The organism is Streptomyces sp. MMS24-W38, assembly GCF_059889265.1.
In genome coordinates this window covers 1,147,485-1,171,722 of the sequence record NZ_JCBCPP010000001.1, presented here as the reverse complement: position 1 = coordinate 1,171,722, position 24,238 = coordinate 1,147,485, and the positions used below count along the sequence as shown (strand labels likewise).

The 24,238-nt window shown below is 72.9% G+C and carries 11 protein-coding genes; 10 read left to right on the top strand and 1 reads right to left on the bottom strand.

What is annotated here, in order from left to right; all coding sequences use genetic code 11:
• Window positions 1-4 precede the first annotated feature (4 nt).
• The 10 genes from AC6F7H_RS04095 (at window position 5) to AC6F7H_RS04050 (ending at window position 21,699) form a co-directional block, all read left to right on the top strand.
• Window positions 5-1,183 (top strand): AAA family ATPase, encoded by a 1,179-nt coding sequence (locus AC6F7H_RS04095; protein WP_500755259.1) that lies wholly within the window; start codon window positions 5-7, stop codon window positions 1,181-1,183.
• Window positions 1,184-1,236: 53 nt separating this feature from the next.
• Window positions 1,237-2,184 (top strand): hypothetical protein, encoded by a 948-nt coding sequence (locus AC6F7H_RS04090; protein ID WP_500755258.1) that lies wholly within the window; start codon window positions 1,237-1,239, stop codon window positions 2,182-2,184.
• Window positions 2,185-2,291: 107 nt separating this feature from the next.
• On the top strand, window positions 2,292-9,095 hold the full coding sequence (locus AC6F7H_RS04085) for a DEAD/DEAH box helicase (protein WP_500755257.1): 6,804 nt from the start codon (window positions 2,292-2,294) through the stop codon (window positions 9,093-9,095).
• Complete coding sequence (locus AC6F7H_RS04080) at window positions 9,092-11,395, top strand: UvrD-helicase domain-containing protein (protein ID WP_500755256.1); 2,304 nt, start codon at window positions 9,092-9,094, stop codon at window positions 11,393-11,395. Before AC6F7H_RS04085 ends, AC6F7H_RS04080 begins: the two co-directional genes overlap by 4 nt.
• A 23-nt stretch (window positions 11,396-11,418) precedes the next feature.
• Window positions 11,419-13,017: a TIGR02677 family protein gene (locus tag AC6F7H_RS04075; RefSeq protein WP_500761646.1), complete on the top strand. Its 1,599-nt coding sequence runs from the start codon at window positions 11,419-11,421 to the stop codon at window positions 13,015-13,017.
• A complete protein-coding gene (locus tag AC6F7H_RS04070; RefSeq protein ID WP_500755254.1) occupies window positions 13,014-14,312 on the top strand; it encodes a TIGR02678 family protein in 1,299 nt (432 codons plus the stop codon). Before AC6F7H_RS04075 ends, AC6F7H_RS04070 begins: the two co-directional genes overlap by 4 nt.
• 8 nt (window positions 14,313-14,320) lie before the next feature.
• A complete protein-coding gene (locus AC6F7H_RS04065) occupies window positions 14,321-18,574 on the top strand; it encodes a TIGR02680 family protein (RefSeq protein WP_500755253.1) in 4,254 nt (1,417 codons plus the stop codon).
• Window positions 18,571-19,938, top strand: coding sequence for a TIGR02679 family protein (locus tag AC6F7H_RS04060; RefSeq protein WP_500755252.1), 1,368 nt, complete (start codon window positions 18,571-18,573; stop codon window positions 19,936-19,938). Before AC6F7H_RS04065 ends, AC6F7H_RS04060 begins: the two co-directional genes overlap by 4 nt.
• A gap of 383 nt (window positions 19,939-20,321) precedes the next feature.
• A complete protein-coding gene (locus AC6F7H_RS04055) occupies window positions 20,322-21,266 on the top strand; it encodes an SDR family oxidoreductase (protein ID WP_500755251.1) in 945 nt (314 codons plus the stop codon).
• Between the two features lie 109 nt (window positions 21,267-21,375).
• Window positions 21,376-21,699: a hypothetical protein gene (locus AC6F7H_RS04050; protein ID WP_500755250.1), complete on the top strand. Its 324-nt coding sequence runs from the start codon at window positions 21,376-21,378 to the stop codon at window positions 21,697-21,699.
• Window positions 21,700-21,983: 284 nt separating this feature from the next.
• Here the strand turns inward: AC6F7H_RS04050 and AC6F7H_RS04045 are convergent, their stop codons facing one another.
• Complete coding sequence (locus AC6F7H_RS04045; RefSeq protein ID WP_500755248.1) at window positions 21,984-23,972, bottom strand: ABC transporter ATP-binding protein; 1,989 nt, start codon at window positions 23,970-23,972, stop codon at window positions 21,984-21,986.
• Window positions 23,973-24,238: the final 266 nt, after the last annotated feature.

Here is a 24,238-nt window from a genome sequence, read left to right as displayed (position 1 = left end):
CTGTATGACGCTGCACAACTTCAAGGCGTTCCAGCACGTGGAGTTATCCCTCGGCCCCCTCACCCTTCTCACCGGACTCAACTCGTCCGGCAAGAGCAGCGTCCTCCAGGCGATCGCCCTGCTGCGCCAGTCCTACGAGGCGGGCGACCTCGCCGTCTCCCAGTATCTGTCCGAGGCGCGCCGGGCGGGACTCCAGGGGAGCGTCGCCAACCAGGGTTTCCTGCTCAACGGCGAACTCGTCGGCCTCGGCACGGGAGAGGACGTCCTGCACGAGGACTTCCCGGGGGGTGACGATCCCCTGATCGGTCTCGGTGTCGACGAGGGGCCGTACCACTACACCTGGCTCGTCGAGTACGAGGCCGAACAGAACCTGCTGCCGCTGTCCCGCGTGGATCTGCCGTACACCTCGGAGGGGGTTGCCGCGCCCACCGGGTCCGAAGCCATCAGGCCGTCGTTCCTCACCGCACCCTTCCAGTACCTGCACGCCGATCGGATCTCCCCCAGCGAGTTCTACCCGCGTGACCACCACGCCGTCATCGGCCGTGGCTTCCTCGGCGTACGCGGCGAGCACACCGTCAACTTGCTGCGTCACCACGCGGGGGACCCGGTCCCCGTGGGGCCGTTGCATCATCGGGGTGCCGAGTCCGATCTGCTGCGCGACCAGGTCGCCGCCTGGATGGGAGATCTGTGTCCCGGGGTGCACATCCGGACAGACCTCTTCGAGGGCGCCGACGCCGTGCGCCTCTCGTACGAGTTCGAGGGTCCGCTCGGCCGTACCAATCGCCGCCGCCCCAGCAACGTCGGTTTCGGCCTCACCTATGTCCTGCCGATCGTGGTGGCCTGCCTCACCGCCCGCCCCGGCTCCCTGGTCCTCCTGGAGAACCCGGAAGCGCACCTCCACCCCCACGGGCAGACCCGGATGGCCGCGCTCGCCGCCGCGGCCGCCGCACAGGGCGCCCAGGTGATCATGGAGACGCACAGCGACCACGTCATCAACGGCGTGCGACTCGCCGTGAAACAGGGACACATCGCTCCTGAACAAACGGTCTTCCACTACTTCCGCAGTGACGGGACCGGCGTGGAGGTCGTCAGCCCGCGAGTCGACACGAGCGGCAAGCTCGACCAGTGGCCCGATGGGTTCTTCGACGAGCTGGAGAACACGCTCGACCAGCTCATCGGCTGACACCTGCCTGGGGAGGGCGGGGACGAGACGCACACCATCGCGGAGGGGGAGACGTGCCGCAACTGTTCCTGAACGAGAAGTCCTGTGAGACGACGGCCGAACCGGACCGGGTCAACCGCGCCATGACCGAGATGGTCGAGGCCGTCCTCGCCATCGCCAAGGAGGACCCCAAGGCCACGGCACTGGTCACCCATGCGGGCTCCCTGATGGCGTTACAGCTGGCCCAGGGGCACCCCATCAGCAAGTGGATGGGGACCCAGGGCACCAAGGACCTGCGGGTGCGGCTGAAGACCCTGGAGGACAAGTCGCCCTACGAGACGGTCTTCCCCGAGGGCGAAACCTTCTCCGACATCGCGTACCGCCACGACGGTGTGTCCGTGAAAGGGCTGGGCTTCGCGCATCTGCTGGGCGGGGTCGGTATCTCCCTGCCCTTGGAGGCCCGTTGGAACGCCGACCGGCTCACCCTGGTCCAGGAACAGCTCGTGGACGACGAGGACGTGGGCTCCGTGCTCACCGAGGTCGAGGTCAGGCACGCCGCCGGTACCGAGCATGTCGCCCCCCACCTGCCCTGGATCCGCGAGGCGGCCAAAGTCGCCCTGCGCGGCGACCTGAACGCCATCCGCACCGGCTCAGAGCTGTGGGACCGCTGCGCCGACCTCTTCCCCCACCTCAGGTTCCTGCCCCGCGTCGAAGCACAGCTGCGGGAGCTGGAGCAGCATTGGCTGCACCCGGTCCGTAAGCGGCTCGCGGAGATGGACAGCGCGGTTCTGCTCTGGGACGCCGCTGTCCAGCTCGACGGGCCACAGTGGGGTTCGAACGTGACGCCGGAGCGCCAGACCCGCAAGCGTGACCACTGCCTCTTCACCGACCTGGATGGCGAGCCCCGGTACTTCGACACCCACCTGCGCTTCACACCCGACGAGGGACGGCTGCACTTCCGGTTCCTGAAGGAAACCCGAAGGGTCCACATCGCCCATATCGGACGCAAGCTCGGCATCTGAGCCGCCCCGGAGCCCCCTCGCCCACCCCCGATACCGTAGGGCGGTGAACGGGCACTCTCGGCCTGCCCGACTCTCACCAGCCCCACCAGCACCAAGGAGGACCGCGCGTGCGTCCCACCCTCGCCGCCGACCAGGTACGGGCCAGCCTGAGCCAGTACCTCGCGACGACGTACGCGCTGGCCGACGAGAGCACCCGCCGCGCCCTGGAGAACTTCCTCGGCGACGCCGAGGACGGTATCTTCCGCGGCCCCTACCTCCGCATGCGCACCCCCTTCCGGAGCGCCGAGAGCGACGACTGGCAGCGGCACCTGACCTGGTGGCCCCGCGACCGTGACTTCACCCCGTACCGGCACCAGGAACTCGCCTGGGAAAGGCTGTCCACGCTGCACGGTCCGGCCCGGCCCACTCTGGTCACCACCGGCACCGGGTCCGGCAAGACCGAGTCGTTCCTGGTCCCGCTGCTCGACCACTGCCTCCGGGAGCGCGAGGCGGGCCGGGACGGCGTCAAAGCGGTCCTGCTCTACCCCATGAACGCGCTCGCCACCGACCAGGCCCACCGCATCGGCAAGCGGCTCGACGACGCCAAGGACACCCGGCTGCGCGACGCCGGAGTCCGGGCGGCGCTCTACATCGGTGACACGCCGTCCCAGGAGTTCAAGCGGGCCAACCCCGCGATCGCGGTCGACCGGGACGAGATCCGGCGCACCCGGCCGGACATCCTGATCACCAACTACAAGATGCTCGACCTGCTCCTCCAGCGGCCCGAGGACCAGCGGCTGTGGCAGGACTCCGCGCTCGCGTACGTCGTCCTAGACGAGTTCCACACCTACGACGGCGCCCAGGGCACCGACGTCGCCATGCTGCTGCGCCGCCTCGGATCCGTCACCGGGCTCGCGGAACCCGGCCGACCGCTGGGGCCGGTCTGCCCCGTCGCCACGTCGGCCACCCTGGGCGAGAACGGCCCGGAAGCAGCCGCTCGGCCGGACGGCGCCCCCGGCATGCTGGAGGTCGCCGAGCAGGTCTTCGGCGTGCCGTTCCCGCCCGACTCGGTCGTCGGCGAGGACCGGCGCTCCACCAAGGACTTCACCGGCGAGAGCGACTTCACCCTGCCGTTCCCCGCGCCCCAGGAGGTCGCCGACCTCGGCGACCCCACCCGCGACCCGGGCGCCATGGACGAACTCGTCGCCGCGTTCACCGGCCTGAGCGGACCGAGCCCCGAGGAACTCGGGGCCGTCCTGCGCCGCCACCGGCTCACCGCCGCCGTCCTGGAGATCCTCGACGGCGCCCCCAGGACCCTCGACGAGATCACCGAGGTACTGCCCCGCTACGCCTACCACTGGGGCGTGGCCGTGCAGCAACGGCCGCGCCTCGCCGCCCAGGCCCTCGCCCGCTACGTCGCCCTCCTGTCGTACGCCCGCGACCCGGAACACCCCGGACGGCCGCTGCTGTCCATCGAGATCCACCACTGGGTGCGCTCGGTCTCCCGCGTGCTGCGGGGCATCAGTGCGGCCCGCGCCGAGTTCCGCTGGGACGACGAACGGGTGACCTCCGGCGGCGCACTGGCCCGCAAGGACCAGAGCCCGGCCGCCCGGCCGTCCCCGTACGACGGGGAGGGCCCCGCCGTACCGCTCGACGCCGCCGAGCAGGCCGCGGTACCGGCCGGTGACAGCGCCCCGCCGCCCGCCGAGATCTTCCTGCCCGCCGTGTTCTGCCGCGAGTGCGGACGCTCCGGCTGGGCCGCGTACTCACCGGAGGTCGACCCGGCCGAACTCGACCTGACCGCCACGAAGATCCGCCGCGCCTCCATGAGCCGGGACAAGCGCCGGGTGCGCAACATGATCGCCGCGACCCCGCAGGAAGTGCACGAGGCCGCCTTCGGCGCCGGGGAGGAACGCCGGCGCGGCGGGCCCGCCGTCATGGTCCTGGAAGGCGGCGGCGGACGGCTGCGCCCGCTGTCGCCCGAGGCCGACTTCACCGGCTCGGCGGACGGCGGGGCACCGCGTCGGCCGAGGCCCCTGCACAACGCCGCGTTCGTCCACGTCGACCTCGACGGCGACCGGGCCGCGGAACGCGACCAGTGCCCCGCCTGCCGCACCTTCAACTCCATTCGCTACCTCGGCACCGGGCTCGCCGCACTCGCCGCCGCCGCCGTCACCCAGCTCTTCACCGGCGGCGAACTGGACAAGAACCTGGGCGAGAACAAGACCCTCCTCTTCAACGACTCCGTCCAGGACGCCGCCCACCGCGCCGGATACGTCGCCAGCCGCTCGTACACGTTCTCGCTGCGCGCACTGCTCGCCAGCCGCATCGACGAGGACGAACCGATCACCCTCAACGACCTGGCCGCCGACCTGATCGCGGACGTCGTCGACAGCAAGGCGGTGCAGGCCGCCGTCATCCCGCCGGACCTGCACCTGATCCGCGGCGTGGACACCCTGCTCTCCGGCCGCAGCCGCGGTTCGAAGCCCACCTGGGAACTGATCGCGCAACGCCTGGCGTTCGCCACCGTCATGGAGTTCGGCCTGCGGTCCCGGCAGGGCCGCACCCTGGAGTTCACCCGCACCGTCGCCGCCGACGTGCCCCTCCCGGACCCGGACGGCGTAGCGGACCTCGTACAGGAGATCCTCCTCACCACCCCGGGAGAGATCGCCCTGCCCGACGGATCCGCACCCGGCCCCGACCAGCACGTCGGCTTCGTCAAGGGCCTGCTGGAACGGCTGCGCATCCGGGGCGCGATTCGGCACGCCTGGCTGGACCCCTGGCTCGACCAGGCCGGGGTGCGCCGGTGGGCGATCTGGGGCGGACGCGAAACCGGCATGCCTGCCTTCCCCCCAGGCGTCTCCGCGCCCTCTTTCCTGCTCGGCTCACCCAAGCAGGGCAGCGACGACTTCGACGTGCTCACCGGCCGACTCGGCTGGTACCAGGACTGGGCCGTGCGCGCCCTCGGCCTGCGCCGGGAGGCCGCCGCCGGTTTCCTGGCCCGGCTGCTGCCCGCGCTCGCCGACACCGGGATCCTCTCCGTACGCACCGCCCTCGACGGCGCCACCCGCGTCTACGGACTCCAGCCCGGCCACATCCAGGTCCGCAGACTCGCCGACGACGTGCTGCCCGACGCCACCGCGCACTGCCCGCGCTGCTTCTGGGAACAGACCGTCCACCCCGACCTCGCCGACCAGTGGCACGGACAGCCGTGCCCCCGCTACCGCTGCGGTGGGACCCTCGGCACCGGCCGCGATCTGGACAGCGGACTGCGGCAACGGGACTTCACCGACGACTTCTACCGGCGCATGTACCGCGAGGCCGGCGTCTTCACCATCAACACCGCCGAGCACACCGGCACCCTCAGCCGCGCCAAGCGCGAAGCCGTCGAGAAGGCCTTCCGCGAGGGCACCGACGTCCACTACGCCAACCCGCAGGTACTGTCCTGCACCCCCACCCTCGAACTCGGCATCGACATCGGCGACCTGTCGGCCGTCGTCCTCGCCTCCCTGCCGAAGGGGCCGGCCAACTACATCCAGCGCGTCGGCCGGGCGGGCCGCTCCACCGGCAACGCGTACCTGCTCACCATGGTCGACCGCGGCCCGCGCGACCGCTACTACCTCGAAGAACCCCGCCTCATGATCGCAGGGGACGTCCTGCCGCCCGGCTGCTACCTCTCCGCGGCCGAGATCCTGCGCCGCCAGTACCTCGCGCACCTCCTCGACCTCGCGGGCGCCGGCCGGCTGACCGCCCCCGACGGGACGCCCCTGCGGCCGCTGCCCGGGCGCGCCACCGAGCTGTTCGGCGCCTCCGCCTGGCAGGCCGAGTTCGCCGAAGCCGCGCTCGCCGACGGCGAGCGGCTCGTGGAGGGCTTCCTGGACCTGTTCCCCCCGTACGACGAGAGCCGCGGCACCGGCGTCAGCCCGCAGGCCCGCGCCGCCCTCGTCACCTACGCGACCGACCCCGGCGAGGAGGGACTGAAAGGCGCCCTGGAAGCCGCGTGCCGGCGCTGGGAGGACCGCCGCGCCGACCTGCAGCGCCGGACCGAGGCCATCGACCGGGCACACGGACTGCTCGTCGTCGGCGACCCCGACCACGAACGCCAGGGACGCGAACTGCGCGCCGAGCGGCGCGATGTGGCACGCGTATCCCGCGAGATGAGCCGCACCACCGCGCACGGCGCCCTCGTCGACCTCGGCCTGCTGCCGAACTACAGCCTGATCGACTCGGCCACCGAACTGGAGGCCACCCTCACCTGGACCGAGAAGGCCGCCGACGGTGCCCGCGAGAACCACAGCAAGACCCTCCGCCACAGCCGCCCCGCCCGCCTCGCCCTCTCCGAGTTCGCCCCCGGCAACCACTACTACGCCCAGGGCTACAAACACCGTGTCACCGGACTGGACATCGGCAGCCCCGGCCGCCCGGCCTGGACCTGGTGGCGCGTCTGCCCCGACTGCGGACACGTCCGCACCCACCGCGCCGAGGACGACTCCTCGCCCTGCCCCCGCTGCCGGTCCGCGGCCATCGGAGACGTCGGCTGCCTGCACAAGGTCCTCGTACCGCGCCGCGTCACCTCCCGGGACGAACGCGACGACGTACGCGTACGCGACGACAGGGACGACAGGGACAAGCGGCACTACACCGTCGTCCCGGCCGTGGACATCGACGCACGCGACGTCGAGCAGGCGTGGAAACACGAACACGCCACCTTCGGCTGGGAGTTCACCCGTCAGGCACACGTCCGCCACATCAACGTCGGAGCCGTCCGGGTGGACGGTGGCACGGACACGGCCTTCGCCGGACAGGAGGTCCGCCTCAACCCCTTCTGGGTCTGCGACGCGTGCGGCTTCGCCGACCCGGACGGCGGGCCCGCCGCGCACGACACCGGCGACCCGTCCGCGTACGGCAAGTACCACCGGCCCTGGTGCCGCAGGCGGCGCGCCGGAGCCGACACCGCACGACGCGGCGAGAGGGTGCTGCTCGCCCACGAGTTGCGCACCGACGCACTGCGCATCCTCATCCCCGCCGTCACCGCGCACACCCGGGAACGGCTCGCGTCCTTCAAGGCGCTGCTGCTGGCCGGCATCGCCCGCAGCTACGGCGGGGACCCCGACCACCTCGCGGTCGTCACCGACTCCATGCCGGAGGAACGCGGCGAGAGCGCGCACCGCCGCCACTTCCTCGTGCTGTACGACACGCTTCCCGGTGGTACCGGCTATCTGCACCGCCTCGCCGGCCGGGACGGCCTCAAGGGCGTCCTGGACGACGCCCGCCAGGTGATCGAGACCTGTGTGTGCGTGGGGCAGGGCCGGCCCGCTTGCCACCGCTGCCTGCTGCGGCACGTCACCGACAACGAGTACGCACTCGTCTCCCGTGAGCACGCCCTCGACATGCTGGGCGACCTGTTCGGCCGCACCCCGGACCGGTGGAGCGTCGTACCGGTCGCCACCACCGGCGACATCACCCTGGTGCACCAGGTGGAGAGCGAACTGGAAGCGCTCTTCCGGCGCGGGCTGCTGGAATGGGCCGAGCGGATGGACGAGGTCAGCGTCCGCACGGCACTCACCGCCGACGGCACCAGGGACACGACCCTGCGCTTCACCGCACCCGACGGAACCGTCCGCGGCTGGCAGATGGACACCCAGGCTCCGCTCGGCTTCACGCGGCCGGACGTGGTCTTCCGCAGCACCGACGACGACCGCCGAGTCGCCGTCTACCTCGACGGATACCGCTACCACGCGAGCCCCGAGCACCTCATCGCCGAGGAAGACGCGGCCAAGCGCACCCGACTGCGCGCGGAGGGCTGGCAGGTCTTCCAGCTCACCTGGGACGACGTACAGGCCTGGACAGGGCAGACCAGGCCGCAGGCCGACCCCGTGTGGAAGCCGTACCCGAACACCGCGCAGAAGACGGCCATGGACGTCCACCGGCGCATGCACGCCGGAGACACCCGTGACCTGCCCCGCCTGGTGTGGGCCAACCCGGTCGAGACGCTGATCGGCTACCTCACCGACCCAAACCCCGACGCGTGGCGGCGCCGCACCCAGAGCGCGCTCGCGGGTTTCGCCGCCGTGTCGGCGACCAGCAGGGCCCTGGCCGACGGCGAGGAGATCGGGCACAGGATCGGCGAGGCGCTGCACGGGCGGCGGCTGGCCAGAGGGCAGGGCGCCGTCCAGGTCATGGCGACCCGGGACGCGTCGGGCTGCCCGCTCACCATCGCTCTCGACCTGCGCCGGGGACAGACCGGGGCGGTCTGGACGGCGCTGACCGTACTGGACGACAGTGCGGACGCCGTCACCGCCGACGAGGCTGCCCATCGCAGACGCTGGCAGGCGTGGCTCTACTGGAGCAACCTGCTCCAGTTCCTCGACGCGGGCGAGGGGGACGGGGTCCAGCTCACGGCTGGCCTGCTGCCCGGGTTCGACCTGGCCGAACTGGCGGTCACCGGCGGAGCAGGCTGGCTCACCTCCCAGCGGCGGGCGCACGAACCCGCGGCGGACGGGCCCGTGATGGACGGACGTGAGCCGTCAGTGGACCGGCAGAACGCCGAAGAGGCACCCGCGACCGTACGCGACCCCGCCTGGGACGAGGTCATCGAGTTCCTCATCGACGATCCCGGTCTGCCCGTTCTCGCCCGGACCCTTGCCGACCGGGGCCTGCCCGCGCCGGAGGCCGGATACGAACTGGGAGCAGCGGCTTGGCCCGCCGAACTCGCCTGGCCCGCCCGGCGCGTCGGCGTCGTCCTGGCGCACCGCCCCGATCCGATCAGTGAACGGGACATCGATGCCGAACAACGGGATCAGGCTTACCGGGAGGCGGGCTGGCAGGTCCGCACTGCGACGGAATGGGACGCCGACGAACTCGCCGGGCTGGTGAGCGGCGATGCCGACGCCGACAAGGCGGCGAACGACCACGAGGGGAACGAGCGATGACGGTCACCGGCGCGCCCAGGACGGGCGTGACTCTGCGCCTGCTGGACAAGGCCGACAAGGAAATCGTCAAACTGGACCGTGCGGTCCTCGGGGCGTTCTACAAGTTCCAGCACGACTTTCGCCGCAACCCGGACGCCGGCGGGTTCGACCTCAAACAACTGGAAGGCCACGACCGGCTCTGGTCGGCACGCGTCAACCGCGAGTGGCGGGCCCTGATGATCCGCCTCGGCGGTGACGACTGGCTTCTCGTCTCGGTCAAGCACCGCAGCCACGTCCACAAGAACCTGGACCGGTTCAACTACGGCATCAACCACGTCACCGGCGCCATCGAGTACGTCGATCTCCAGGTCGTCGAGGAGAGCGTGCTGCGCCGTGAACTCACACCGCACGCCGCTCCCGCCCCGGCTCCGACACCCCTCCCTGCTCCTGCTTCGGAACCGGCCCGGCCGGAGCCGCTGGAGGAACCCCTCTTCGCCGCGTACACCGATGAGCAGCTCGCGGACCTCGGCGTCGCCGCAGCGCTCCTTCCGATCGTCCGGAAACTCACCACGGACGACGAACTGCTCGGCCTCGCCGAGTACGCGCCCCGCCACACCGGGGAGGTGCTCCTCCGGCTGCGTGACGGCGTTCCGTACGAGACGGTCATGGAGGAGGTCACCGTGCCCGTCGCCGTGACCGCACCGGAGGAGAACCTCGACACCGGCGACTGGCAGGCGGCCGTCGACCGCTCCCAGACCGTAGTGATCACCGACGACGAATCCCTGCAGAGCATCCTGGAGGAAGGCGACTTCGGGCGATGGAAGATCTTCCTCCACCCCACCCAGGAGAAGCTGGTCCACCGGCGCTACTCCGGCCCCGCCCGGGTCGGCGGAGGGCCGGGGACGGGCAAGACGATCGTTGCCCTCCACCGCGTGTGCCATCTGGTGCGCCGGCTCCCTCCTGGTCGCAACAAGCCCGTCCTGCTCACCACGTTCAACAGGAACCTCGCCGCCGACCTGCGGGCCCGGCTCCTCTCACTCGGCGGCCCCGACGTGCTGGCCCGGGTCGACATCACCCATGTCGACCAGCTCGCCACCCGCATCGTCAGCGAGGCCGACCCGGGCCACCCGAAGCGGCGGATCGACGACACGGCGGCGCTCCGCGAGTGGCGGGAGCTGCTGATGGAGGTGGGAGAGACCCGCTGGAGCGCCGAATTCCTCAGCGACGAGTGGAACCAGGTCATCCTCGGCCAGGCCGCGACCTCCAGGAGCGACTACTTCGCCGTCCGGCGCGCCGGACGGGGACGCAGCGTCACCCGTGCCGAGCGCGCCGGTATCTGGCAGCTCGCTGAACGCTTCACCCAGCGGCTCGAGACCAAGGGGCTGGAGACCCACCGCCAGGTCGCGGAGCGCGCCGCGCGGCTGGAGACGGCCCGCAAGGCCAGGATCGACAAGCGGTCGCAGGAACGCGAGGAACGGGGAGGCCTGGACAACCTCCATGCCGAGGCCGGCTCCGGTGCCTGGCTGCGCTACCGGTACCGGCACATCGTGGTCGACGAGGCCCAGGACCTCAGCGCCGCCCACTGGAAGATGCTGCGCGCCATGACGCCGTCCGAGCCCGACGACATCTTCCTCGTCGGCGACACGCACCAGCGGATCTACGACAACCAGGTCACCCTCGGCAGCCTGGGCGTCCACATCCGCGGCCGGTCCTCCCGGCTGACCCTCAGCTACCGGACGACCCGGGAGATCCTCCGGGACGCGATCCGGGTCCTGGGCGACGCCGACTACGACGACCTCGACGGAAACACCGACACTCTTGCCGGATACCGCTCCGTCCTCCACGGCCCGGCCCCGTTGCTGCGCGGTGCGCGGAGCTGGGACGAGGAGATGGACCTCGTCGTGGAGCAGCTGCGGGCCTGGCACGACGTGCCCCGTGAGTCCACGGCCGTCTGCGTCCCGACCAATGACATGGTCACCCAGCTCGCCGACCGCCTCGCCCGGCGCGGCATCACCCCGACGGAGATCACGCAGGACGGGCCGCGCGGCGACCAGGGCGTCCACATCGGCACCATGTACCGCTTCAAGGGACTGGAGTACCGCTGTCTGATCATCGCCGGGGTGGCCGAAGGACTCGTTCCCCGCGCCTCCGTGGACGCTTGGGAACACACGGACCCGAGCCGCCACCGGCGAGAACTGCACCGGGCGCGATCGCTGCTCTTCGTCGCGGCGACCCGCGCCCGTGACGCACTCGCCATCACCTGGCACGGCGAGCCGAGCCGCTTCCTGACGCGTGTCCGCGACTCCCACGGGAGGTCGTGAAGGTGGTGGAGGAACGTGCCGAGATGACCTCCGCCGACTACGCCCCCTTCGCCCACCTCACCGCCCCCAACGCCCCCCTCTACCGCCAGGTGATGAGGGCGTTCCTCGCCGCCAAGGAGCGGTTCGCGGTGCATCTGCGGCCGGAGGACGTGTACGCGGCCCTGGACGCGGGGAGCCGGCCCGCCGACCTCGAGGCGGTGACGCAGGCGCTGGACAAGCTGGTGGAGTGGGGCAACCTGCGGGCCGATCCGGACCACGCGCGGGTGACGGCGGTCGAGGACTTCTACCGCAGGCGGTTCATCTACCAGCTCACCCGGGCCGGTGAGGCCGCCGAGGCGGCGCTGGGGACGTACGACGAGGTGCTGGGGCGGCGCGGGGAACTCCAGGCGGTCGCGCTGCACGACATCGTCACGCAGCTGCGGGCGCTGCTGGTGATCGCCGCGGAGGACGAGCCCGACCCGGCCAAGACGTACGTCGCCCTGTCCGTGCTGACGGCGCGGTTCACCGACCTCGCGGACAACGCCCGCGCCTTCATGGGCTCGCTCCAGCGCACCATCGACCTGCACGACATCGAGGTCGAGGCGTTCCTCGCGTACAAGGACCGGCTGATCCAGTACCTGGAGCGGTTCATCCAGGACCTCATCACCCTCGGCGGGAGGATCGCCCTGCTGATCGGGGAGCTGGAGGAGCGGGGGAGCGTGAAGCCGCTGCTCTCGCTCGCCGCCGCCCGCGAGGCCGCTGACGCCGCTTTCGAGGACGCCGAGCGCGCTCAGGCGGTGGCGTACGAGCGGTGGGCCGCCCGGTGGTCCGGGCTCGCCGAGTGGTTCGTGTCGGGGGAGGGGCGGGAGTCGCAGGCCAGGCTGCTGCGCGGGCGGGCGCTCGGTGCGATCCCGCAGCTCCTGGCCGTCGTACGGCAGCTCAACGAGCGGCGGGCCGGGCGTTCGGACCGCTCGGCCGACTTCCGCACCCTCGCGCGCTGGTTCGCCCAGGCACCGGACGACGCGGCGCGGCACCGGCTGTGGCGGGTGGCGTTCGGGCTGCACTCCTCGCGGCACCTCACCGTCGACGCCGACACCCTGGCCGAACGGACGGCCTCCCCGGAGCCGGCCTCCACCCCGTGGGGCGAGGCGCGACCGCTGCGGATCAGCCCCCAGCTGCGCCGCACCGGCAGCTATGAACGGCGCGGCAAACCGCGCAAGGTGGCCGACCGGGGCGAGGCGAAGCGCCGGCTCGCCGAGATCGCCGCCCGGCAGACGGAGGAGACCAGGCGGGCACGGGACCGACTCGTGACGGGCGGGCCGGTGCGGCTGTCCCGGCTCGGCGAACTCGACCCGCTCGCCTTCCAGTTGTTCCTGCGGCTGCTCGGTGACGCGCTCGCCACCTGGCGGCCGGACACGACCACCACCGCGGCCACCAGCGGGGACGGTTCCATGGAGATCCGGCTGACCGCGCTCGACGACGGAGCGAGAGCCGAAGTGCGCACACCGGACGGAGTGTTCAGCGGCCCCGACCATCTGATCGACATCGTCGACCTCACGGCGGGGCGCGGTGACCGCGTCGCACCCGCATCCGTCCTCGCCCCACGAGAGGGAGTCCCTCCCCGGCTCACGGAGGACCGATGAGCAGCGGCCCCCTCGCCGAGGTTCTGGACGGCCAGCGGCAGGCAGACCTGCAGAAGGCCGCACGCGCCCTGCTGAAGGAGCCGCTGCTCACCGCCGACGGACCGTACGCCGACGAGTTCCGGCTGGTGCGCCGGCACGCAGCCGAGCTGCGGGAGTGGTTCGAGCGCAACGTCGGCTGGACGCTGCGCACGGACGCCGACGCCGCACGGCTGCGCAAGACGCCGGGCACCCTCACCGACGCCACGCACCCGGCGCGGGAGGCCGCCCGCAGTGCCCTGCCCTTCACCCGCCGCCGCTACGTCCTGCTCTGCCTGGCCCTGGCCGCGCTGGAGCGGGGCGAGTCGCAGGTGGCGCTCGGACGCCTCGCCGAACAGGTCGTGCTGGCCGCCGCCGATCCCGAACTCGTCGCCGCCGGCATCACGTTCACCCTGGAGCGGCGCGACGAACGCCTCGACCTCGCGGCCGTCGTCCGCCTGCTGCTGCGGCTCGGGGTGCTGCGGCGGGTGGCCGGAGACGAGGACGCCTACGTCAGCGGATCGGGCGACGTGCTGTACGACGTGCGGCGGCGCGTGCTGGCCGGGATGCCGGCGTCCCTGCGGGGCCCCTCCATGGTCGAGGCCGAGGGCTTCGAGGAGCGCCTGACGGAGATGACCGCGCGGACCGCGCTCGACAGCGACGAGCTCAGGTTCCGGGCGATCCGCTGGAAGCTGACCCGCGTCCTCCTGGACGACCCGGTGCTCTACTACGACGACCTCGCCGACGACGAACTGGCCTACCTCACCCGGCAGCGCGGCTTCATCACCGCGCGCATCAACGAACTGACCGGACTGGTCCCGGAGGTCCGGGCCGAGGGCGTCGCCATGGTCGACCCCCTGGACGACCTCACGGACGTGCGCATGCCGGAACAGGGCACTCACGGCCACATCACCCTGTTGCTGGCGGGGCACCTGGCACGGGCGACCGGGCCCGTCGAACCGGCGGAGCTGGCGGCCCGCGTACGGGAACTGGCCGTGGAGCACGGCGGGTTCTGGTCCAAGTCGGCGCGGGAGCCGGGAGCGGAGCCCGAACTCGTCGAGCGGGCGCTGACCAAGCTGGTGGCGCTGGGACTCGTCGAACGCACGGAGCGGGGCGTCGTCCCGCGGCCGGCCCTCGCGCGGTACGCGGTCGGCGAGCCCGTCGTCCGAGAACCAGAACCCGGACGGGCCCGCCGACCCGCCACGACCGCGCAGACCGCAAAGGCAGCGCAGACCGCGCAGACCGCGCAGGCAGTGCAGAACATGCAGGACGAAAGGTGAACCGCCCCGTGACCGCGCTCCCCGGCCCCGGAACCCCCGGCCCCGCGCTTCCCGCTCCCGCCCCCGGCCGGTGGCGCCCCCTGCGCATCGGACTCGTCGACCTCTTCCACTACGACGTCGAGGAGTTCTGGTTCCGCGACGGCCGGCTGCTGCTGCGCGGAAACAACGGCACCGGCAAGTCGAAGGTGCTCGCCCTCACCCTGCCGTTCCTCCTGGACGGCGACCTCTCCGCCCGCCGCGTCGAGCCCGACGGCGACCCGGGCAAGCGCATGGAGTGGAACCTCCTCCTGGGCGGCGCGCACCCGCATCCCGAACGGCTCGGCTACACCTGGATCGAGTTCGGACGGCTCGACGGCACCACGGGCGAGGCGCACTTCCGCACCCTGCTGTGCGGGCTGAAGGCGGTCGCCGGACGCGGTATCGCCCGGCACTGGTTCGCGGTCACCGACCAGCGGATCGGCGCCGGCCTCGCCCTGCTGGACGCGACCGGGACCGCCCTGTCCCGGGACCGGCTCGCCGAGGCCGTCGGTGACCGCGGCATGGTGTACGACACGGCGAAGGCCTACCGCAGGGCGGTCGACGAAGCACTCTTCGGGCTCGGGGAGCGGCGCTACGGCGCCCTCGTCGACCTCCTGATCCAGCTGCGCCAGCCCCAGCTGTCCAAGCGCCCCAGCGAGGCCGCCCTGTCCCGGGCGCTGACCGAGGCGCTGCCGCCGATGGACCAGGCGGTTGTCGCCGACGCGGCGGAGGCGTTCCGGTCACTGGACGAGGAGAAGGAGGAACTGCGGGCGGCCCGCGAGGCCGAACAGGCGTCCTCCGCCTTCCTCGACCACTACCGGCGCTACGCCCGCCTCGCCTCCCGGCGCCGCGCCCGCCTGCCCCGCCGCGAACACGCCCGGTACGAGAACCTCCAGCGGGAGCTCTCCAAGGCGCAGGCGGACCGGGACCGGGCCGCGGCGGACCGCGAGGAGGCCCGGGCGAGGGGCGCCGCCCTCGACGAGCGGGCCGCGCGGCTGGCCGCCCAGGACGCCGCGCTGCGGTCCGGGCCCGAGATGCGCGACGCCCGCGCGCTCGACCGGGCGGCGGACGACGCCTCCCGCACGGCCGGTGAGCTGAAGCGGGCCGAGGCGGACCGGCGTACGGCGGCCGAGGCGCACACCCGGGCCCTGGGCCGGCTCGCCACCGCGGACAACCGGCTCACGGCCGCCCAGGAGGTTCTGGACGACATCCGGGACCGGGTGGCCCGGAGTGCCGCGGCCGCCCGGCTCGACGTCCCCCGGACGGAGGGCGCCCCCGAGGCGGTCCTGCGCCGGGAGGCGGACGGGGCGACGGCGAGCAGGCGGCGCGCCGTCGAGCACGTGGCGGAACTCGCCGTGCGGGCCGAGCGGGCCGAGGAACAGCACCGGGCCGCCCGGTTGCGCGCCGACGAGGCCGACGAGGAGGCCGTGCACGCCGAGGAGCGGCTGGCCGAGGCGGAGGAGGGCGTCGCACGGGCGGGGCGGGCGCTGGTCACGGCCGTGCGGGAGCACCTCTCCGGGTGCGGGGAGCTGCGGGTGCCCGGGCTGCCGGGGGTCCTGGACGCGGTACAGGACTGGGCGACCTCCCTGGACGGCCCGCTGCCGGCCCGTACGGCGGCGACCGAGGCGCATCGCGCCGCCGCCTCCCGCCTGGCCGACCGGGCGGCCCTGCTGGCCCACCGCGAGGAGGCGGCGGCGGAGCGGCAGCGGCTGGCGGCGGCGGAACTGGCCGCCCTGGAAACGGGAGGGGAACGCGGCCCGGCGGTCCCCCGCACCCGCACCCCCGGTGTACGGGACCGGGGCCCCGGCGCTCCGCTGTGGCGGCTGGTCGACTTCCGCCCGCACGTCACCGAGGCCGACCGAGCGGGACTGGAAGCAGCGCTGGAGGCGTCGGGGCTCCTCGACGCCTGGGTGCGGCCGGACGGCTCCGCGGTCGCGGCGGACGGCCACGACGTGCTGCTCGACCCGGTCGAGCTGCTCGGCGGGGCCGGTCTCGACCGCGCGCTGTGCCCGGCGGTCGACCCCGCGGACGCGGGAGCCGCCGCCGTGGGGGAGGAGACGGTCGCGCGCCTGCTCGCCTCGATCGGGCTGGCCGCGGACGACGGCGACGGGCTCGGGGAGACCTCCTGGGGAGCCGGCGGCCACGACACCTGGGTCCGCACGGACGGACGCTTCCGCGTCGGGGCGCTCACCGGAAGCTGGGCCAAGGACAGCGCCCAGTACGTGGGAGAAGGAGCGCGGGAACAGGCGCGCCGTGTCCGGATCGGAGAACTGCGCGCCGAGATCGACGACTTGGCGGCGGAGCGGGAACGGCTGACCGAGGAAGCCCGCTCCGTGGCCGAGCGCCGCGCCGTACTGGACGCCGAACTCGCCGCACTGCCGGGCGACGACGACCTGCGGCACGCCCACGCACGCGTCACCGCCGCGACCGAGACGGTCCGCCGCGCCCGCGCCCGGCGGGACGAACGGGCCGCGGAACTGGCCCCGGCGGCAGAACGGGCCGATCGCGCGGCGGCCGAACTCGACGACACCGCGACCGCCCTGAACCTCCCCACCGAGTCCGCAGCACTGGGCGCCGTGCGCCAGGCGCTCGCCGACCACACCGCCCTCCTGGCGGCCCTGTGGCCCGCACTGCGCGAACGCACGGAGGCCGGGCGCGCGATGACCGGCGAGCAGGAGGAGACCCACCGGGCCGAACTCCTCGTCTTCGAACTCGCGAAGCGTACGGCGGAGTCGGCCCGGATCGCCGCGGCTGCGGACGAACATCTCGCGACACTCCGCTCCACCGTCGGAGCGGCCGTCGCCGAACTCCAGCGGCAGCTGGGGGAGACGGCCGAGGCGGTCCGGATCTGCGCGCACGAACAGGAGCAGGCCCGGGCGCAGTACGGTGACGCCGACCGGCGGGCCAGCCGCGCCGAGGGACGTATGGAGCGGCTCGCCGAGGACGTCACCGAGGCGACCACCGCACGTGAGGAAGCCGTCGCGGCGCTCCAGCGGTTCGCCGCGACGGGACTGCTCGTCGTCGCGCTGCCCGACCTCGCCGTACCGGACGACGACGGCAGCACGTGGGCGGCGACCCCCGCCATCTCCCTCGCGCGGGCCGTGGAGTCCCGGCTCTCCTCGGTCGACGACACCGACGCGGCCTGGGAACGCGTGCAGAAACGGCTGAGCGAGGAGTTCGGCAGGCTCCAGGACGCGCTGTCGCGGCACGGCCACACCGCCACCGCCCGTCCGAGCGAGGACGGCATGCGGGTCGACATCGTCTACCAGGGCCGGGAACGGGCCGTGCCCGAACTCGCCGAGGCGCTGGCGGTGGAGGTCGAGGAACTGACCCGCATCCTGTCCGCACACGAGCGCGAGATCCTCCAGACCCACCTGATCACCGAGGTCGCCGGCACGCTCCAGGAACTGATCGGGGCGGCCGAACGGCAGGTGGCCGCCATGAACAGGGAACTGGAGGAGCGCCCGACCTCCACGGGGATGAAACTGCGGCTGGTGTGGCGGGCGTCCCGCCGGGCCCCGCAGGGACTGGCCCAGGCCCGTGAACGGCTGCGCCAGTCCGCCGACGCCTGGTCGCCCGAGGACCGGGCCGCGGTCGGCGCGTTCCTCCAGGAACAGATCGCCCGCCGACAGGCCGACGACAGCGCCGGCAGCTGGCTGGAGGACCTCACCGCCGCCCTCGACTACCGGGCCTGGCACGAGTTCGGCGTCGAACGCCACCAGCACGGCAAGTGGGTGCCGGCCACCGGGCCCGCCTCGGGCGGGGAGCGGGTCCTGGCCGCGTCCGTGCCCCTGTTCGCCGCCGCGTCCTCCCACTACGCGAGCGCGGGCGGCGCGTACGCCCCGCGCCTGGTCACCCTGGACGAGGCGTTCGCCGGTGTCGACGACGACTCGCGCGCCAAGTGCCTCGGCCTGCTGCGCGCCTTCGACCTCGACGTCGTCATGACCAGCGAGCGCGAATGGGCCTGCTACCCCCAGGTGCCGGGCATCGCCATCGCCCAGCTCTCCCGCGTCGACGACGTCGACGCCGTGCTGGTGACGCGGTGGGAGTGGGACGGCAACGAACGGCGGCGCGGCCCGGAGCCCGGCGCACCGGCGGACGCGTCGAGGCTGGCTCTCCTCGCCGACGGGCCCGGCGAGGCGGCCGAGGGACCGGTGGGTCCCCCCGGTGAGCCGGGGCGGGCCGTCGTCGAAGGCGCTGGAGATGCCGCAGGAGCCGGAAGCCAGGAGTCCTGGTGGACGTGAACCCTGCGACGAACCCGTCCGCCCGCGACGGTCGTGTTCCCCCGGTCCACGCGGCGGCCGGGCGGGAGGCACTGGTGGACGGCACCGGCGCGGACACGGTGCCGGCCGTGCCGCCGGAGGCCGGGGGCCGGGCCGGCATCGACACCGGGCGTCTCGGCCGTCTGCTCGGGGACCCCGACCTCGCCTGGCTCGTGGACCGCGCCCGGCAGCGGATGGCCCGTGGGCGGCCGCTCACCGGCTCCGTCACCCTGTCCGACCCCGACGCGTCCCAACGCCGCTCCGTCGAGCGCCTGTTGGGGCGGGCGCCACGAGCAGGCGGTTCCCTGAGCGTCCGCCTCGACACCGTGGACGCGGTCCTGCGCCGTTCCGGTGTCAGCCCCGACGGACTGGCGGCCGCCGTGGTGGCCCTCACCGGCCCCGTCCCCCTCCGTGCGGAGACACGGGACAGGGAGGAACGGGCCTGGGCAAAGGCGTACGCCCCGCTCGACACGCTCGGTGCCGGACTGGCGCCCTGGGCCGAGCGGGTCCGCGGGGACGGTCTCATCCGGCGCCTCGCCCGCACACCGGAAGCCGCGGGCCCCCTGGTGCAGGCTGCCGTACGCGCGTTGCGTGCGCTGCCCGCGTCACCCCCGATCTCGCGGGCGACCTTCGCGGCACGGAACCTCTCGGGCGCTCATGCCCTGGATGAGGGGACGCCGCTCGCCACGCTCGTCCTGTCCGGCATCCGTTCCCTCACCGGCTTCCCCGACGGCTCCGGTGCGCAGTGGCTGCGGGAGGCATGGGCCTCGGCGGGGCTGCTCAAGGACGACTTGTCATCGACCGTCCTCACCCTCAACCTGCGCGGTACTCCACCCCTCGACCGGATGGCCGACGCGGGGGAGCCGGCGGTGCTGACGCTCCGCTCCCTCACCCGTCACGCACCGGTTGCCGCCGTTTTGGTGACGGGAACCGTCCACATCTGCGAGAACCCGGCTGTGCTGTCCGCCGCCGCCGACACCCTCGGCCCGGCGTGCCCGCCCATGGTGTGCCTCCAGGGGCAACCGTCGGCCGCCGCACTCACCTTGTTGCGCGACCTGTCCGCACGGGGAGCCGGCCTTCTCTACCACGGCGATTTCGACTGGGGTGGAGTACGCATCGCCGCAGCACTGGCGGGAAACGTCCCCTGGCAGCCGTGGCGTTACGAAGCCGTCCACTACCGAGCCGCAGTGGCCGCGGTGGCCGAAGCCCCGGACCTGACGGGCCCGCCCGCCGCGACTCCCTGGGACCCTGCCCTGGCCGTCGCTCTCGTCGAGCACGGTGTCCGGATCGAGGAGGAAGCGGTGCTGGACGACCTGCTCGCGGACCTCGGACCAGGATCCCGTTGAGGTGCGTCCCCCACGTGTGGCGAGCACGGAATCCGACGAGTACCGAGCCGATGGCGACCAGGGCTCCCTTGTCATCGGACGTCTTTCCGATGCCGCACCGTGTGGAGTGCGTGGCGATCCTGGAGCCTGCGGGAAAGAGCGGCTGACCTGCGGTTCAGTGGTGGCGCCGGTGGTTTCGACCTGTTTCACAGGTATCCAGCGGGTCGAGCCGATCGGGCTCGCCCCACCTGGAGATATGTGCTGGAGTGACTGGTGGGAGCGGCTGCGTGCTGCCCGGCCGTCGGGACTCCTGACGCCCGTACGACGCTCGATTCCTGTCGGCGAGGCCGACCGGGGCAGTGTGTTGTGACGCCCGTGACGGGCGGGGGAGAGGAGAGGAACGCATGCGTACCTTCACCGGCACACGCGTACACACCGCGGCTCATGACAGCCCCTTGCGCGGGCGCGTCGCCGTGGTGACCGGGGCGGCCCGCGGCGTCGGGGAGGCCCTCGCCCGGCGCCTGTCCGCGGACGGCATGCGCGTCGCCCTGCTGGGCCGCGAGGAGAAGACCCTCCACCGGGCGGCGGCCGCACTGACCTCTCCGAGCGTCTGCGTCGAGACGGACGTGACCGACCAGGCCGCGCTCGACGAGGCCGCACGGCAGGTCGAGGAGCGGCTCGGGCCGGCCGCCGCCGTCGTGGCCAACGCGGGGATCGCCACGGGCGGCCCCTTCAGCCGTACGGCGGCCGACCTGTGGCGGCGCGTCGTCGACGTCAACCTCGTCGGGTCGGCGAACACGGCCAGGGCCTTCCTGCCGCAGCTCACCCGCACCCGCGGCTACTTCCTGCAGATCGCCTCGACCGCCGCCTTCGGGTCCGCGCCCATGATGAGCGCGTACTGCGCGTCCAAGGCGGGCGCGGAGTCCTTCGCCCAGGCCCTGCGGGGTGAGGTGGAGCCCGACGGGGTAGCCGTCGGCATCGCCTACCTCCACTGGACCGGCACCGACATGGTCGTCGGCATCGACGACCATCCGGTCCTGCGGGCCCTGCGCCGGCATCAGCCGTGGTTCGCACGCCGAGTGCACAGCCCCGATCAGGTGGCCGACTGGCTCGCCACCGGCATCGCGCACCGCGCCCGGCACGTCTACGCCCCGCCGTGGCTGCGCTGGTGCCAGCCTCTGCGACCGGTCTTCCCGTACGTGGTCGCCCGCATCGCCCGCCGCGAACTGAGGGAGCCGTCCACCGGCGAGCTCGGGGCCGATGTCGGAGTACTGGGCGCGGGCGGCCGCGCCGACTGGGAGACGTTCCTGTCCACCACCCGTCCCGGGACCGCTCCGGGAGGAGAGTAGGGGTCCCGGCGGCGGACGGTCCCGGTCGAACGCCTTGAACGGCGTCCTCGTCGCCTCGACCGGATGATCGGGACAGCCGAGCGAGGCGGCGAGGGGCAGAAGGGACGCCATGGACGCGGGCCGGGCTCCGGAGAAGACCTCCGACGGGCACTTCGTCGTCGTCCGGGGACGGAGACGGCGGGCGACGGATCCCTCCGTTCCGGAGGAGACCGCGGCCCGTCTGCGCCGTCACCTCATGGCGGCCCGGCGCGCGGTGCGTGCCGCGACGGCCGCGGGCGACGCCCGGGCCGAACGCTCCGCACGCGGTCGTGTCCACCGGGCGAAGGTGGCGTTGGGGGAGCGGGGTACACCGTGGTGGGAGCAGTCCGGGAGCGACCGCCGGCAGCGGTGGGAGCAGGGGCTGACGCAGCTCGACGCGGACGCGCCGCGCTGAGGCGCCGGCAGCTCCTCGGCCGGGTCGGCTGCCGCGTTCACCGGACAGCGGAGGGGACGGACCGGCGACGCCGGCCGATCGTCGTCGCCGCCCCCGCACCGGACGTGGGTGGGTTGCCGCTCCCGCACGGCACGCAGCGCCCGCGGGTGCGTCCCGACCGGGGCCGGGTCGGCTGCCCGGTTCACGGGCTGTGCGCCAGGCACGGGGCAGCGCGGGCCTTGGGCATGGAGTCAGGTGGCGGGAGGAGGGGCCGGCATGGTGAGCGGGCCTTTCGGGCGGAGGCTTCAGGCGGGGTCCGTGACGGGGGGTGAGGTGGGGCGGGGGATGGCGCCGACGAGGATGTACTGGGCGGCCTGGGCGTCGAACATCGCGGCGTAGCGCCCTCGGGCGGCCATGAGTTCGTCGTGGCCGCCGTGCTCGGCCAGGCGCCCCTGGTGCAGGACGTAGATGCGGTCGGCGTGGCGGACGCCGGACATGCGGTGCGTGACGAGGACGACGGCGCGGTTCGGTGCGGCGAGCCGACGGATGCGGTCGAACGCCTCGATCTCGGCTTCCGGATCCAGGGCGGAGGTGGGTTCGTCCACGATGAGGACGCTGTCCGCCGGCGAGGTGGAGCTGCGCCAGTGGGTGCGGGCCAGGCCGATCTTCTGCCATTCGCCGCCGGACAGTTCGACGGCTCCGCGGAACACGCGGGCCAGCAGGCTCTGCAGCCCGTCGGGGAGTTTGGCGACGACCGAGTCGGCCCTCGCGTAGTCGACGGACGCCTGAAGGTCTTCTGAGGAGGCGGCGTGGCCGGGACGCCCGATGCGGATGTTCATCGCGGCCGTCACCGGCCAGCGTTGGAAGTCCTGGGTGAGCAGTGCGACGCGGTCGAAGACCTGGGAGCGTTCCAGGCCGGCGATGTTCGAGTCGCCCCACCGCACGGTTCCCTCCTGGGGCAGCAGCAGGCCCGAGAGGATCTTCATGAGGGTGCTCTTGCCGGAACCGTTCTCGCCCACCACGGCCGTGACCGAGCCCATGGGCAGGGTGAGCGTCACCTGGTCCAACGCCGGGGCCTCGCGGTCGGGATAGCGGTAGGTGACCCGGTCGAGGGTGACCTGCTCGATCTGTTCCGGAACCGGATCGCCGGTCTCGGGGATGGCGCGTCGGGCGGCCTCGGTCAGGAAGCGTCCGTGATCGCGGACGTAGAGGGACTCCTCGTGCAGCGTGTTGATGTTCATCACCAGGGCACCCAGGCTCGCCGAGCCGGAGCGGACGGCGATCACCGCGGTGCCGGCCACCGCCAGGCTCATGTGCCCGCTCATGATCAGCCAGATCATGGTTCCGTAGGTGGCCGCCATCGCCACTCCGGACAGTGCCGCGGCCGCCCACTCGGTGACCGCCTTGCTGGAGGCCAGCCGTTCCTGCTCGGCCTCGGCGCTTCGGGCCATGCGCTTGTACCGGCTCAGCAGGAAAGGGCCGACGCCGTGGATGCGCACCTCCTGGGCGGCGGTGCGCTCGGTCAGGAGGTTGCCGATGAGGCGGCTGGCCCGCAGGTGCTCGATCCAGCTCATCACCGACACATAGCGCTCCTGGGCCACGCGCATGGCACCCCAGCCGCGCGGCGCGGCGATGAGGATCAGCATGGGCAGCAGTGCCGGGTGCAGGACGGTGAGCACGCCGGCCGTGGCCACCAGCGAGATGGTGCTGTTCAGCGCGGCGACACAGGCGCTGATCATGCGGCGGGCGGAAGCCGGGCCGTACTGGGCGATGTCGATCAGGCGGCGGAAGTCCGGGTCGTCGATGGCCTCCAGTTCGACGGAGGTGGCGGCCGCCAGGTACCGGGTGGTGGCGATCCGCTCGACGAGCGGTTCCAGGCGGCCCGCCCGGGACGTGGACCACCCGGCGAGAACCGAGTTGGCGACGGCGATCGCGGCGACGACGAGCAGACCGGGCAACAGGGCGTGCAGTCGTTCCACGGCGCTGCCGGAGCCGAGGAGGGCGTGCATGACGGCGTTGACGGCGAGCAGTCCGACGGCAGCGGCGACGCCCTGCCCGACCTCGCTGATCCCGACGGCGATGAGCGCCCGGCGGTCAGCCTTCCACGCCATGCGCAGGGTCGCACCGACCAGGGTCGGCATCGATCGGAGGGCGGAGAGCATGGTCAGGTCCAGCCGTGCGTGCTCGTGTCGGGACCAGCCCATGTCGTAGCGCAGCGGGCCGCCGAACAGTTCGCGCTCTGCGTCGGACACCTCCGGCTCGGCCGGCTGGACCTTCCCGAAGAACCTCTTCACAGTGCGCCTCCCAGGGGTGAATTCGCAGTTCGCCAGAGAGAGTTGCGCGATGGCCGTCCCTTTGAACAGGGAGCAGTCACCACCGCCGGTTGCACACCCCCGGGTACACGCCCGCGCACACCCCGGCCTTGCTCGGCTGCGCAAGGAGCAATGGTGAGAAGGAACGCTGCGGACCGAACCCCGGCCCGCGTTCGTCAGGGCGTCGTTCCACTCGGTGCGGAAGCGGCGGAGGCTCTCGGCGGCCCGCCACACGTCGATGTCGGTCC